This window comes from Brachybacterium vulturis, from assembly GCF_002407185.1.
GTDB classification, from domain to species: Bacteria; Actinomycetota; Actinomycetes; order Actinomycetales; family Dermabacteraceae; genus Brachybacterium; species Brachybacterium vulturis.
Genome location: NZ_CP023563.1, coordinates 2,919,748 through 2,932,817 on the forward strand (window position 1 = coordinate 2,919,748; position 13,070 = coordinate 2,932,817).

A 13,070-nucleotide genomic window follows, 5' to 3' on the forward strand; every position below is an offset into this window, starting at 1 on the left:
TCTCCTCCATGGAACGTGGTGGGGTGCGCGAGCCGCGGTTCACGAATCGATGCGGCGCCACACCAACAGGCCGTCGCGGCGAGCGACCTCGATCCTACCCGGAACGGGCACGGCTGCCTGACCGTGCCATGAGACCACCAGGGCATCGATCGCCAGCACCTGCCGTCGGAGCAGGGACTTCGAGGACCCCGGGTCGGAGCCCCGGCGTTTTGCGCGGTCAGCGGAACGTGAGGCGTCGCGCAGGATCCGGGTGCGCAGCGGGCCGGGGGCGGCCGCCAGCGCATGGACGTCCAGCAGCAGCAGGTCCCGCTCCTCGCGGAGCTCGCCGCCGTCGCGGCGCAGCGAGTCCGCCAGCGCGGTCGCCTCGGCGTCGAGGTGATCGGCGTCGGGGCCCACCAGATCGGCGGTGCGGGCGAGGTTCTCGTCGAGGTGCTCCCCGAGGATCTCCCGCAGCAGCGGCAGGGCCCGATGGCGCACCCGGGAGCGCAGCAGCGTCTCGTCGGCGTTCATCGGGTCCTCCCACCAGTGCAGGTCGTGCAGGCGGCAGATCTCCTCGGTGTCGGCCCGGCGCAGGGCGGTGGACTCGTCCCGCCCGCTGCCCAGGAACGGCCGCAGCAGGGCGCCGCGGGCGCGGGGGATCCCGGCCAGGGAGCGGGGCCCACCACCGCGCGCCAGCCCCATCAGCACCTGTTCGGCCTGGTCGTCGAGGGTGTGGGCCATCAGCAGTGCGAGCGCTCCGCGCTCCTCACGCAGCGTCTCGAGCGCCTCGTGCCGCACCGTGCGAGCGGCGTTCTCGAGTCCGCCGGACGCCTGGGCGTCCACCGTGACGCGCAGGATCCGCGCCTCGGCGCCGAGCTGCTGCGCCTGGACCAGCGCCCGCTCCGAGACCTGCGCGGAGCCCTCCTGCAGGCCATGGTCGACGATCGCCGCCTCGGTCTCCAGGCCCATCCGTGAGGCCACCCAGACGGTGGTGGCCAGCAGTGCGAGGGAGTCCGCTCCCCCGCTGAGGCCGACCAGCACCCGCGGCGCCGTCCGGCCGACGGCGGTGTCGTCGGCGAGCAGCGCGAGCCGGGTGGTCAGCGCGGCGCGGACGGCGGTGCGGGAGCGGGCGACGACGGGGGGAGGTCCGGGCATCAGTCCACCTGCACCATCTCGGCGGCGACCTGGTCGACCGCTGCGCGGGCGGCGACCGCGTCGACGCCGTCGAAGCCGTGCACCGCGATCGAGTAGCCGACGGTCCGACCGTCGGGCAGCACCGTCACGCCGGCCAGGGTCGCCGCACCTCCGAGGTAGCCGGTCTTGCCGCGCACGAGACCGCTCGCATCCTCGGTCCCCTCCGCATCGAAACGGTCGGCCAGGGTGCCGGACAGTCCCGCGATGGGCACGTCGAAGAGGATCTGCTCGAGAGCGGGCACCTCTCCGGAGGCCACCTCGGCCAGGACCGCCGAGAGCAGGGCGGGCGACACCCGGTTCTGCCGGGAGAGCCCGGAGCCGTCACGGATCTCGAGGGAGGCGACCGCCTCCGGCGCGACCCCGATCTCCGCGGCGAGCTCCCGGATCTCCGCCTCGACCGCGGCGGCGGCCGCGACCGGGGTGGTCTCCGCGCCGTGGGCGAGGGCCACCAGATGCGCGAGCAGCTCGGCGGTGGTGTTGTCGGAGATCAGCAGGGTGTGGCGCACCAGCTCGGCGAGCGTCTCGGAGTGGATCTCGACCGTCGGCGCCTCCTCCGGCGCCCGGGCACCGGTGATCTCGTCGGCGACCGTGAGCCCGGCCTCGCGGAGCAGCTCGGCGAAGCGTGCGGCGGCGTCCCGGGCCGGGGTGGCCGATTTGGGGCCGTACTGCTCGCCGTCGAGCCATCCCTCCTCCAGGGCGAGGGAGGCGGTGGGGGTCACCCAGCCGCCGTCCCGGCCGTTGTTCCCCCAGGCCGGGTTGGGGCCGCCGTCGAGATAGCTGTCGTCCAGGGCCACGGAGACCTCGCTGGTGCCCTGCTCCGCAGCCAGCGCCGCCGCCCCGGTCGCGAGCTCGCGCAGATCGTCCTCGCTGAGAGTCATGTCACCGCCGCCGACCAGGGTGATCACACCGTCCTGGACGGCGGCTCGGGTGTACAGGACCTCATCCCCGCTGTATTCGCGCAGCACCGCGGCGGCGGTGAGCAGCTTCAGGGTCGAGGCGGGCACCAGCGCGGTGCCGGCATCGCGCTCGGCGAGGGTCCCTCCGGTCTCGGCAGCGACGACGCTGAACGCCAAGCCTCCGGCGACCACCGGCAGGTCCGCTGGGGCAGCCATGCGTTCTTCGAGGTCAGCCGGATCCACCGGGGCCACGCCCGGGACCGAGGTCGGCACGGATTCCTCCGCCGCGACCCGTTCCCAATCCTCGGCGACCGCGCGCGGTCCGAAGCTCGGGCCCTCCGCCGAGCTCTGCACGGTGAGGACGCCGGGGAAGGCGTCCGTGATATCTCCGAGCACATAGAAGCTCGTCGGCACCGCCGCGCACATCACGATCGCGGTGGTGCGCCAGATCTGCTCGGTGGCGCTCGCTCCCATGGTCCCCACGATATGGTGTCGAGGTCTTTACCAGTGGCCTACGGGGCCCGAGCAATGGAGCGGTGTCGTGGAATTCGACGTGACCATCGAGATCCCTCGGGGAAATCGGAACAAGTATGAGGTGGACCACCACAACGGACGCATCCGGCTCGACCGGATGCTGTTCACCGCCACCCGCTACCCGGACGACTACGGATTCATCGAAGGGACCCTCGGCGAGGACGGCGATCCGCTGGACTGCCTGGTGCTGCTCGAGGAACCCACCTTCCCGGGCTGCCTGATCCGCTGCCGCGCGCTGGGCATGTTCCGCATGCGCGACGAGGCCGGCGGCGACGACAAGATCATCGCGGTGCCCGTCGGGGACCAGCGTCAGGTGCGACGCCAGGAGCTGACCGACGTCTCCGAGTTCCACCGCCTGGAGATCCAGCACTTCTTCGAGGTCTACAAGGACCTCGAGCCCGGCAAGAGCGTCGAGGGCGCGCACTGGGAGGGCCGCAGCGATGCGGAGGCGGAGATCCGCCGCTCCTACCAGCGCGCCGTCGGCACGGAGCACGCCAACGACTTCACCCTGGAGGTCTGAGCTCCCGGAGCGGTCCCTCGCGGACCGGGTCCCCACCCCGCACGGAGAGCCGGTCCCCGCGGGGACCGGCCCTCCGTGCACCGCGCCGTCGTGCGCAGGACCGTCGGGCGACCGTCAGCCGGCCGGCGGAACCGCTCTGCCCGCGAGCTCTCCCCGCTGATCGGTGAGCTCACCCTCGAGCGTCGCGCCGTGCGCGAAGATCTCCAGCATCGCCTCGACCACGGAGCGGGCGACCGCCCGGGCGCCGAGCCCGCCGAGCACGGCGCCGATGCCGAAGGGCAGCAGCCGCGCGAGCCAGAGCCTGCCGGCGCGCGCCACGACGCGGCGCCGCACGTACCGGGAGATCTGCGTGCTGACCAGGCCTGGCAGGAAGCCGGCCCGGCCCCCGAGCACGATGTTCCACTGCAGGCCCCGCCGGCCCATCGCCTTGGCGATGATCTCGGTGCCGCGCTCACCGCTGAGCACCCCCATCAGGACCAGGCGGCGGGTGCTGGGCGCCGCCATGTCCACTCCGTGGATATCCGCCGCGGCAAGCGTGAGGAAGGCGCACGCCTCCGCGAAGGACACCCCCTCGCCGATGGTCAGGCCGAGCGCGGCCACCGTGCCCAGCCCCGGCAGCGCCGCGACGCCGCCGATGCCCGCGCCGGTGGCCGTGGTGAGGCCGACGAACCGCTGGGTGACGTGCTCCAGCAGCTGGCGGTCGGTCGCCTCCGGGTGCTTCTCCCGCAGCTTCTCCACATAGCTGCGAGCGAGCGGCGCCTGCACCCTCAGCGCGGCGTCGAGCACCGAGAGCCAGCGCTCGTCGAGCTGTTCGATGAACTCACCGTCCTCGGTCAGCTCGCTCTGCGGGATGGGCGGGGTGCTCTGGTCGCTCTGGGCCACCGTCTGCTCCGTTCTGTCGGGTCGTGATCAGGGTCAAGGTACAGCGTCGGACCGTGCCCGGCCTGAGGGCTGGGCCAGGAGCTCGAGCCGGCGCTCATTGGCCGCTCTCCTACCGTTCGTCCGTCACAGCACGTCGATCAGCCGGCGCCCGCTGGCTGCTCTCCTACCGTTCGTCCCTCTGTGAGGATCGTTGGTGGCTGGTCTGGGACTGGCTGGCAGGCTGGTGTCGACCGTTCCGCGCTGTCGCGTGACTCATCGTGCCTCTGGCTCCGTGTGGATGCTCTTGCTGTGACTTGTCCGCGATGGTGTGGGGCGGCCGGCACCGTCCTGGTCCACTGCAATGGCCTGATCAGAAGATTGTCCGTCCCTCGTCCCGGAGGGTCGTGACTCATCACAGAGTTGCCTCGAAGTGATCCATCCCCAGGCCGGTGCCGACCGTCGACGGTCGTGCCCTTGACCTGGCTGAAGGAAGGACCACCGCCATGCCCATCGTCGCAGACGTCCATCCCTACGTGATAGGCGTCGACACCCACTCCCGCACCCACACCTACGCGATTCTGGCGGCCGATACCGGCGCGCTGCTGCATTCGCGCGAGTTTCCCACCACCGGTCCGGGCCTGGACCGCGCGATCGCCTGGGCCTCTCGTCGCACCGACGGTGACCTCGGGACCTTGTGGGTGATCGAAGGCTGCGCGGCCTACGGGGCGCAACTCACCTCCCGCGTGACCGGCACGGGGTACGTCGTGGTCGAAGCGCCGCGGATGGACAAACGCGCCCAAGCCCCGGCCGGAAAGTCCGATCCCCTGGATGCCCAGCAGATCGCCCGCTCGACATTGCCCCTGGCGATCGACCATCTCCGACACCCCCGCGCGTTCGAGGGGATCCGCAGCGCGCTCCAGATCCTTCTGACCGCGCGAGACCACATGACTCGGGAGCGGACCGCGGCGATCAATGCGTTGACCGCCCTGTTGCGGACCCAGGACCTGGGTATCGACGCGCGTCGTTCGCTGACCAAGGCCCAGCTCGAGACCATGACGGCATGGCGCGAGCGCCGGGAGGACATCGCCCTGGCTGTCGCGCGGCGGTATGCCCGCGACCGGGCCCGGCAGATCCGAGATCTCGGCCAGCGGATCAAGGCCAACGAGCGCGAGCTACGCGACCTCGTCGGCTCCTGCCCTGCCGCCGCACTGACCGAGGAGACCGGATTCGGGCCCGTCAACGCCGCGGTCTGCTACGTGGCCTGGTCTCATCCCGGACGCGTCCGGGACGAGGCCGCATTCGCCTCCCTCGCGGGCGTGAGCCCGCTGCCGGCAGCCTCGGGCAAGACCAACAAACACCGGCTGAACCGGTACGGCGACAGGCAACTGAACAGAGCTCTCTACAGCGTGATCCTGAACCGTTCCCAGCACGATCAGCGGACCCGGGACTACATCGCGACGCATGTCGACGAGCGCCACAGCACTCGCGACGTGCGTCGCATCCTCAAGCGATACCTCGCCCGCCATGTCTACCGACTCCTCAACCAAGCCGCCCGGCAACTCCAGCCGGTTTGACAGACATAGAAGAGTCACAGCACGTCGATCAGCCGGTCACCACCTCGCCCGGGGCGAGGTCGGCGATCTCACCGGTCAGCCCGAGGCGACGGACCGCCTCGGAGAGGTCGCCGTAGTGTCCGGTGTACGCGGCGTCGATGAAGGAGCGGGGCACGGACACGTCATGGCACAGGGTCCCGGCCAGATGGTCGGTCTCGTGCTGGAGGATCCGCGCGGTCCAGCCCAGGTGCTCCTCCTCGACCTCCACCAGTCGGCCGTCCCGCAGCAGCTCCACCGCACTCAGTCGCACCCGGCGCGCACGCGGGACGATCGACTGCCAGCCGTCGACGGAGAGGCACCCCTCGAAGGCGAAGACCCGCTGCGTCCCGAGCGGCTCCAGCACCGGATCCAGCAGCGCACGCAGCGCGAGCGGGCGCCGCTCGAGCAGATCGTCGTCCGCGTCCTCGCCCGGCTCGCTGGCGAAGCCGTCCTCGACCACGTAGAAGCTCAGCGGGAGTCCCACCTGAGGGGCGGCCAGCCCCACCCCCGGCGCTGCGCGCATCGTCGCGGTCATCGCCTCGGCCAGCTCGCACAGCAGCTCGATGTCGATCCGTCCGCGGGCGGGCACCGCACGGCGCCGCAGGGCGGGGTGCCCGGCCTGCACGATCCGCAGCGGATCGCCCTCCTTCGCACGACGATCGAGGATCTTCCGGGTCAGCTCGTTGATGTCCACCACGCCAGTATCCCGCAGCCTCCACCGCGCCCGGCGGTTCCACGCCTCAGAAGTCGGTCCCGACAGGTGAGACGCGCCGTGCGGCATCGCCCGCACAGAGGAGAGCTGCGCTACACTTCCCCGAGCCGGTGCGAAGAAGCACCTCCTGTGGGAACGACCTCGAACCGGCCGCTCATCACTTCACAACGGACCGTCCGGCACGTACCTGCCGGTGAAGGAGAACCACCATGGCAACAGTCACGTTCGACAACGCATCCCGCGTCTACCCGGGCCAGGAGCGCCCCGCCGTCGACAGCCTCGACATCGAGATCGGTGACGGCGAGTTCCTCGTCTTCGTCGGCCCCTCCGGTTGCGGCAAGTCGACCTCCCTGCGCATGCTCGCCGGTCTCGAGGAGATCGACGCCGGCCGCATCCTGATCGGCGATCGCGACGTCACCGACGTCCCGCCGAAGGATCGTGACATCGCGATGGTGTTCCAGAACTACGCGCTGTACCCGCACATGAGCGTCGCCGACAACATGGGCTTCGCCCTGAAGATCGCCGGCAAGCCCAAGGCCGAGATCCGCAAGCGCGTCGAGGACGCCGCCGAGATCCTGGACCTCTCCGAGTACCTGGATCGCAAGCCGAAGGCACTCTCCGGCGGTCAGCGTCAGCGTGTCGCCATGGGCCGCGCCATCGTCCGCTCGCCCCAGGTGTTCCTCATGGACGAGCCGCTGTCGAACCTCGACGCCAAGCTGCGCGTGTCCACCCGTACCCAGATCGCCTCGCTGCAGCGTCGTCTCGGCGTCACCACGGTCTACGTCACCCACGACCAGACCGAGGCGATGACGATGGGTGACCGTGTGGCGGTGCTCGATCGCGGCGTCCTGCAGCAGATCGATCCCCCGCGCCGCATGTACGACCACCCCAACAACGTGTTCGTCGCGGGATTCATCGGCTCCCCGGCCATGAACCTGTTCGAGGCCCCGCTGACCGATCAGGGCGTCGAGTTCGGCGGCGCGGTCATCCCCGTCGACCGCTCCACCCTCTCGGAGACCGATCAGACGAAGGTCACCGTGGGTGTGCGTCCCGAGGACCTGGAGATCGCCTCCGACGACCATGGTCTCGCCATCGAGGTCGACCTCGTCGAGGAGCTCGGCGCCGATGCGTTCATCTACGGCCGTCGTGCCGGAAGCGAGGAGACGGACAAGCCGTTCATCGCCCGGGTCGACGCCCGCCGTCCTCCGAGCAAGGGCGAGACGGTGTACTTCCGCCCCTCCCCGGAGCACGCGCACCTGTTCGACACGAAGAGCGGCCAGCGCCTCGGCGACTGACCACCTCCGCGGCACTGCGCGACGGGCGTCCGGCTTCTGCCGGGCGCCCGTCGCCGTCGTTCCGCCTCTCGACGACCACAGGCACAGGCACAGGCCCGAGGTGACCTTCGCGTCGAGATGACGTGAATTCTCGTCCCGACGGTGCGAAGCTCCTCGGCTCAGGAGACAATGGCCCCATGGCACCTCTGGAGATCACCGCTTCCCGCGCAGATCCGGCCCTGCTGGACCTGCCGTGGGAGACGCCGCTCGAGCAGTGGCCCGACGAGATCCTCGCCGCCCTCCCCCGCGGCATCTCCCGTCACGTCGTGCGCTTCGCACGCGTCTCGGGCCGCGTCCTCGCCCTCAAGGAGATCTCCCACGCCCTCGCGCAGCGCGAGTACGAGATGCTGCGGGTGCTGGGCCGCCTGGAGATTCCCGCCGTGGAGTCCTTCGCCGTCGTCTCCGGCCGGACCACACCGTCGGGCGAGGAGCTCGACGCGGTGCTGATCACGCGCCATCTGCAGTTCTCCCTGCCCTACCGCGCCGTGTTCAGCCAGGTCTCGCGCCCGGACACCGCCCATCGCCTGCTCGACGCGCTCGCGGTGCTGCTGGTGCGTCTGCACCTGGAGGGCTTCTACTGGGGTGACGTCTCCCTGTCCAACACGCTCTTCCGTCGCGATGCCGGTGCCTTCGCCGCCTACCTCGTCGACGTCGAGACCGGTTCCCTCCACGAGCAGCTCTCCACCGGTCAGCGCCACTACGACCTCGACCTGGCACGCACCAACATCATCGGCGAGCTGATGGACCTGCAGGCCGGTGACATGTTCGATCCCGAGGCCGATCCGGTCGCGGTCGGCGACGACCTGATCTCCCGCTACGAGGAGCTGTGGGAGACGCTCACCTCCCGCGAACGGTTCTCCGCCGACGAGCGCTGGAGGGTCTCCGCCCGGATCGAGAAGCTCAACGAGCTGGGCTTCGACGTGGGGGAGCTGGAGATCACCACCGACCTCGACGGCACCACGCTGTCGATCATGCCGAAGGTCGTCGACGCGGGGCACCATGCGCGCCGGCTGATGCGGCTGACCGGGATCGATGCCCAGGAGAACCAGGCCCGCCGGCTGCTCAACGACCTCGATCAGTATCGCGCCGACACCGAACAGCAGCTCGAGGACGAGGAGTTCGTGGCGCACGAGTGGCTCCAGCGGCAGTACGAGCCGGTGGTGCGCGCGGTCCCCCGGTCCATGCGCTCCAAGCTCGAGCCCCCCGAGTTCTTCCATGAGATCCTCGAGCACAAGTGGTTCCTGTCCGAGAAGCAGGGCCATGACGTCAGCCTCGACGAGACCGTGCGCCACTACATCCTCAACGTCCTCATCCACCGGCCGGATGAGAAGTCCCTGGTGACCACCGAGACCTCGGCGCTGCCGATCTTCGATTCCTGAGTCTCGTGGACGCTCAGGACTCCCGAGAGGAGCTCTCCGATTCCATGACCCGCGATCCTCGACCGTCGGCCGCCCGCCTGGACAACCTCAGCCTGCGTGACCAGCTGGGCGTGGATCGGCTGCCGCTGCGGGCCCTCCAGATGATGGTGGGGCTGACCGGGTTCGGATTCTCCCTCGCGCTGCTGCTGGAGTCCGGCCTGGGCGGGGCACCGTGGGACGTCCTGCACACAGCCCTCGCCGATCGGCTCGACCTCACCGTCGGCACGCTCAGCGTCAGCGTGAGCTTCGTGGTGCTGCTGCTCTTCCTGCCGTTGCGCGAACGGATCGGGATCGGGACGATCGCGAATGCGATCTGGGTGGGGGTGAGCATCGACCTGGGCATGCTGGTGCTGCCCGAGGCCCGCGGGCTCCCCCTCGCCGTGGCGATGATGCTCCTGGGGGTGGTCCTCAACGGCATCAGCGGCGCGGTCTACATCGGCGCCCAGCTCGGGGCGGGGCCCCGCGACGGGCTGATGACAGGGCTGGGCCGGGTGCTGAATCGGCCCGTCGGGCCGGTCCGCATCGTGCTCGAGGTGATCGTCCTGATCACCGGGACGCTGCTGGGTGGAGCGCTCGGCGTCGCCACGGTGGTCTACGCGCTCGGGCTCGGCCCGATCATCCAGCTGACCCTGCCGTACGTGACCATCCCGGTGCGCACGCTGAACGGACGGGCGATCGCGGCGCCGACCGTGCCGCAGTCGGAGCCGGCACCGGGGCCCGCACAGCCCCGCTGACCCGCTGCTCTCCTCCCGGCTCGTCCCTCGCCAGCACGTCGATCAGCCCCGCTGACCCGCTGCTCTCCTCCCGGCTCGTCCCTCGCCAGCACGTCGATCAGCCCCGCTGACCCGCTGCTCTCCTCCCGGCTCGTCCCTCGCCAGCACGTCGATCAGCCCCGCTGACCCGCTGCTCTCCTCCCGGCTCGTCCCTCGCCAGCACGTCGATCAGCCCAGGCCCTGGCCCTCGCGCACGCCGGAGATCTCGTAGAGGGCGATCGCGGCCGCGACCGAGGCGTTCAGCGACTCTGAGCGCCCGGCCATCGGGATCGACACCACCTGGTCGCTGATCTCGCGGGCCAGGCGGGACAGCCCCTTGCCCTCGGCCCCGACGACGAGCGCGGTCGGCTGGGTGCCCAGCTCGAGCCCGCGGGTGGTGACGTCGCCCTCGGCATCGAGGCCCAGCACGAACACGTCCTTCTCCTTCAGCGAGGTCAGGGTCCGGTTGAGATTCGTGACCTGCGCGACGCGGACCCGACCGGCCGCACCGGCGGCGACCTTCCATACGCTCGCGGTCATCGAGACGCTGCGGCGCTCCGGCAGGATCACGCCATGGGCTCCGAAGGCGTCGGCCGAACGCAGGATCGCGCCCAGGTTGCGGGGGTCGGTGATGCCGTCCAGGGCGACCAGCAGCGGTGGCTCGAAGCGGTCCGCGGCGATCCGCAGCAGCTCGTCGACCTCCGCGTACTCGTACGGCGGGATGGTCAGCGCCACGCCCTGGTGGACGGCGTGATCGGTCATGCGGTCCAGATCTGTGCGCGAGGCCTCCGCGACCGGCAGGCCACGGGCGGTGGCCAGGCGCATGATCTCGCCCACCCGCTCGTCGGTCTCCAGGCGGACCATCACCGTCAGCCGGGTGGCGGGCACCTCCTCACGCAGCGCCTCGAGCACCGCGTTGCGGCCGGCGACCTGGTCGCTGCCGGGCGTCTTCCGCACTCCCTTGCCCCCGCCGCCGCGCCGCGGAGCGGTGCCTGCGGAGGACGAGGCGCCCTTGTACGCCTTGTGGTTCGGACGGTCCTCGGCCTTCGGAGTCGGTCCCTTGCCCTCGAGCGCACGGCGACGCACACCGCCGGAACCGACGGTCGCGCCCTTCTTGCCCTTGCGCACCGCACCGCGGCGCGCGCTGTTCCCTGCCATCGTTCGTCTCCTCAGTCCTGCTCAGTCTCGGTTCACGAGGGTCCAGCGGGCGCCGTCGGCCCCATCCTCGATGCGGATCCCGGCCTCGCTCAGCGCATCGCGCAGCGCATCCGCCCGGGCCCAGTCCTTCTGCGCGCGTGCCGCCTCCCGGGCGGCCAACTGCGCGGTGATCAGTGCGTCCAGCGCCTCGTGCGCGCCCTCGGCGGTGCCGTCGGCCTGCCCCCACTGCTCGCCGAGGGGGTCCAGCCCCAGCACGTCGAGCATCGCCCGGAGCCGTCCCAGGGAGCCGGAGATCTCCTCCGGGTCCGCAGCGCCCCCCGCGGCCAGCAGCGTGTTGAGCGTGGACTGCTCACGATGGATGACGGCGAGCGCCTCCGGGACGGTGAGGTCGTCATCCATCGCGGCGACGAAGTCCTCGGGCAGCTCCACCGCGGCCAGCTCTGCATCGACAGCGGCGAGGGGGTGCGGGCCGAGCCGCTGGGCGGCCCGGACCGCGGTCGCGCGGAAGCGCTCCCAGACGGTCTCCGCCTCGGCCATCGCGGTCGCGTTGTACTCGACCGTGGCGCGGTAGTGCCCGCTGACCAGCGCGAGCCGCACCGCGGGGGTGGGGTGTTCGGCGAGCGCACGGGCAGCGGTGACGAAGTTGTCCAGGCTCTTGCCCATCTTCAGCCCGTCCACGGTGAGCACGCCGGAGTGCATCCAACGACGGGCGAAGCCGTAGCCGGCGGCATGGGACTGCGCCTGCTCGTTCTCGTGGTGCGGGAAGCGCAGATCCAGACCTCCGGCATGGATGTCGAAGGTCTCGCCCAGGTACTTGCGGCTCATGGCGGAGCACTCGAGGTGCCAGCCCGGCCGGCCGCGGCCGAAGGGGGTGTCCCAGGAGGCGGTGTCCGGCTCCGTGGACCGGGCGGCCTTCCACAGCGCGAAGTCGCGGCGGTCCCGCTTTCCGGGCTCCCTCTCCTCACCGGCGTCCTGCATGTCCTCGAGGGACTGGCGCGTCAGCGCGCCGTAGTCCGGGTGGGAGGCGACGTCGAAGTAGACCGAACCGTTCCCGTCCGCATAGGCGTGGCCACGCTCGATGAGCCGCTGCATCAGCTCGACCATCTCCGGGACGTGCCCGGTGGCGCGCGGCTCGTAGGACGGACGGCGGTTGCCGATGCGGTCCAGCACGTCCTGGAACTCACGCTCGAAGCGGAGTGACCAGGCCCACCACTGGTCTCCCGCCTCGGCGGACTTCACCAGGATCTTGTCGTCGATGTCGGTGACGTTGCGGATGTGGGTGACGTCGAGACCGCTGCGCTCGAGCCAGCGCACCAGCACGTCGAAGGCGAGGAAGGTGCGCAGATGACCCAGGTGAGGGGCTCCCTGCGTGGTGGGACCGCAGACATACAACGACACCGCCCCCTCGCGCACCGGGATCAGCGGTGCGGTGGTGCGGGTGGCGGTGTCGTGCAGATGGAGAGTCACGTGCCCCAGGGTACTGCCAGGTGGGACGACCGACGGTCCACGGCGCGCGTGGAGCTCGGACGCTCGGCGGTGCGGTCAGCCTCCGCCGCTGCTGTCACCCCGGTGGACTCTCACTCCGTGCGGGCGCTGACCTGCTTGCCGTAGAGCTCCTCGAAGGTGTCGTCGTAGGAGACGGCATTGTGACGACGCTTGCCCTGGACCGCCTGGACCGCCGACTGCGCGGTCTCGATCGTGGTCTCGGGTGCCTTGAGCTTCTTCGAGACCAGGAACGCGACCAGTCCGAGGATGGCGCTGATGACGACGAAGACGCCCGCGACGATCAGGTACGCCGCCCAGTACGGCAGCCCCAGCGCCTGGAGCCCGGTGGCCGCCGCGAACAGCAGCATCACCCAGGCCGAGAGCAGGAGGAACAGCAGCACCGCCGCGCAGGCGGCGATGATGCCGGCCTTGACCGCGAGGGCGGTGACCTCCTTCTTCGCGATGTCGATCTCGTGGTGGACGACACCGAGGAGCTCGTCGCGGATGGACTGGACGAGCTCGCCGATGGACCGCTGGGTGGGCGGCGTACTCGGGTCGTTCGTGGTGTTGATCATGGTCGGAGCCTATCGCAGGGAGAAGATCGTTCGCAGGTCGGACGCTCGGAGCCGTCGACG

At 70.7% G+C, this 13,070-nt stretch carries 12 protein-coding genes; 5 read left to right on the forward strand and 7 right to left on the reverse strand.

Features of this window, described 5'->3' with window-relative positions:
* Positions 1-39: 39 nt before the first annotated feature.
* Entirely contained in the window at positions 40-1,134 is a 1,095-nt protein-coding gene (gene tilS / locus CFK38_RS13130) for a tRNA lysidine(34) synthetase TilS (RefSeq protein ID WP_096803470.1), read from the reverse strand.
* Positions 1,134-2,543, reverse strand: coding sequence for a D-alanyl-D-alanine carboxypeptidase/D-alanyl-D-alanine-endopeptidase (locus tag CFK38_RS13135; RefSeq protein ID WP_096803471.1), 1,410 nt, complete (start codon positions 2,541-2,543; stop codon positions 1,134-1,136). Before CFK38_RS13135 ends, tilS begins: the two co-directional genes overlap by 1 nt.
* Before the next feature lie 67 nt (positions 2,544-2,610).
* Here CFK38_RS13135 and CFK38_RS13140 point away from each other — a divergent pair, with 67 nt between their 5' ends.
* Positions 2,611-3,123, forward strand: a complete 513-nt coding sequence (locus CFK38_RS13140) for an inorganic diphosphatase (RefSeq protein ID WP_096803472.1) — start codon at positions 2,611-2,613, stop codon at positions 3,121-3,123.
* 114 nt (positions 3,124-3,237) lie between these two features.
* Here CFK38_RS13140 and CFK38_RS13145 read toward each other — a convergent pair whose 3' ends face one another.
* On the reverse strand, positions 3,238-4,005 hold the full coding sequence (locus tag CFK38_RS13145; RefSeq protein ID WP_096803473.1) for a hypothetical protein: 768 nt from the start codon (positions 4,003-4,005) through the stop codon (positions 3,238-3,240).
* A gap of 482 nt (positions 4,006-4,487) precedes the next feature.
* Here CFK38_RS13145 and CFK38_RS13150 point away from each other — a divergent pair, with 482 nt between their 5' ends.
* The gene (locus CFK38_RS13150; RefSeq protein WP_096803474.1) at positions 4,488-5,558 is read left to right on the forward strand and encodes an IS110 family RNA-guided transposase; all 1,071 of its coding nucleotides are present in this window, start codon (positions 4,488-4,490) and stop codon (positions 5,556-5,558) included.
* A gap of 28 nt (positions 5,559-5,586) precedes the next feature.
* Here CFK38_RS13150 and CFK38_RS13155 read toward each other — a convergent pair whose 3' ends face one another.
* Entirely contained in the window at positions 5,587-6,270 is a 684-nt protein-coding gene (locus CFK38_RS13155) for a peptide deformylase (RefSeq protein WP_157773489.1), read from the reverse strand.
* A 227-nt stretch (positions 6,271-6,497) separates the two neighbouring features.
* Here CFK38_RS13155 and CFK38_RS13160 point away from each other — a divergent pair, with 227 nt between their 5' ends.
* The 3 genes from CFK38_RS13160 to yczE all read left to right on the forward strand — a co-directional run bounded on the left by CFK38_RS13160 (position 6,498) and on the right by yczE (position 9,774).
* Entirely contained in the window at positions 6,498-7,583 is a 1,086-nt protein-coding gene (locus tag CFK38_RS13160; RefSeq protein WP_096803476.1) for an ABC transporter ATP-binding protein, read from the forward strand.
* Between the two features lie 176 nt (positions 7,584-7,759).
* Positions 7,760-9,001 carry a DUF4032 domain-containing protein gene (locus tag CFK38_RS13165; protein WP_096803477.1) on the forward strand — a complete coding sequence of 414 codons (1,242 nt, stop codon included), beginning with the start codon at positions 7,760-7,762 and terminating at the stop codon, positions 8,999-9,001.
* Positions 9,002-9,045: 44 nt separating this feature from the next.
* Positions 9,046-9,774 (forward strand): membrane protein YczE, encoded by a 729-nt coding sequence (yczE, locus tag CFK38_RS13170; RefSeq protein WP_096804359.1) that lies wholly within the window; start codon positions 9,046-9,048, stop codon positions 9,772-9,774.
* Between the two features lie 207 nt (positions 9,775-9,981).
* Here yczE and rlmB read toward each other — a convergent pair whose 3' ends face one another.
* The 3 genes from rlmB to CFK38_RS13185 all read right to left on the reverse strand — a co-directional run bounded on the left by rlmB (position 9,982) and on the right by CFK38_RS13185 (position 13,010).
* Positions 9,982-10,950, reverse strand: coding sequence for a 23S rRNA (guanosine(2251)-2'-O)-methyltransferase RlmB (rlmB, locus tag CFK38_RS13175; protein WP_096803478.1), 969 nt, complete (start codon positions 10,948-10,950; stop codon positions 9,982-9,984).
* 21 nt (positions 10,951-10,971) lie between these two features.
* A complete protein-coding gene (cysS, locus tag CFK38_RS13180) occupies positions 10,972-12,417 on the reverse strand; it encodes a cysteine--tRNA ligase (RefSeq protein WP_096803479.1) in 1,446 nt (481 codons plus the stop codon).
* 110 nt (positions 12,418-12,527) lie between these two features.
* On the reverse strand, positions 12,528-13,010 hold the full coding sequence (locus CFK38_RS13185) for a phage holin family protein (RefSeq protein WP_096803480.1): 483 nt from the start codon (positions 13,008-13,010) through the stop codon (positions 12,528-12,530).
* Positions 13,011-13,070 lie beyond the last annotated feature (60 nt).

What these genes read in the sequence shown, in the direction of transcription:
- CFK38_RS13160 (WP_096803476.1), top strand. Translation starts at nt 6,498, where the DNA reads ATGGCAACAGTCACGTTCGACAACGCATCCCGCGTCTACCCGGGCCAG.
- CFK38_RS13150 (WP_096803474.1), top strand. Translation starts at nt 4,488, where the DNA reads ATGCCCATCGTCGCAGACGTCCATCCCTACGTGATAGGCGTCGACACC.
- CFK38_RS13165 (WP_096803477.1), top strand. Translation starts at nt 7,760, where the DNA reads ATGGCACCTCTGGAGATCACCGCTTCCCGCGCAGATCCGGCCCTGCTG.
- CFK38_RS13135 (WP_096803471.1), bottom strand. Translation starts at nt 2,543, where the DNA reads ATGGGAGCGAGCGCCACCGAGCAGATCTGGCGCACCACCGCGATCGTG.
- CFK38_RS13185 (WP_096803480.1), bottom strand. Translation starts at nt 13,010, where the DNA reads ATGATCAACACCACGAACGACCCGAGTACGCCGCCCACCCAGCGGTCC.
- rlmB (WP_096803478.1), bottom strand. Translation starts at nt 10,950, where the DNA reads ATGGCAGGGAACAGCGCGCGCCGCGGTGCGGTGCGCAAGGGCAAGAAG.
- tilS (WP_096803470.1), bottom strand. Translation starts at nt 1,134, where the DNA reads ATGCCCGGACCTCCCCCCGTCGTCGCCCGCTCCCGCACCGCCGTCCGC.
- yczE (WP_096804359.1), top strand. Translation starts at nt 9,046, where the DNA reads ATGACCCGCGATCCTCGACCGTCGGCCGCCCGCCTGGACAACCTCAGC.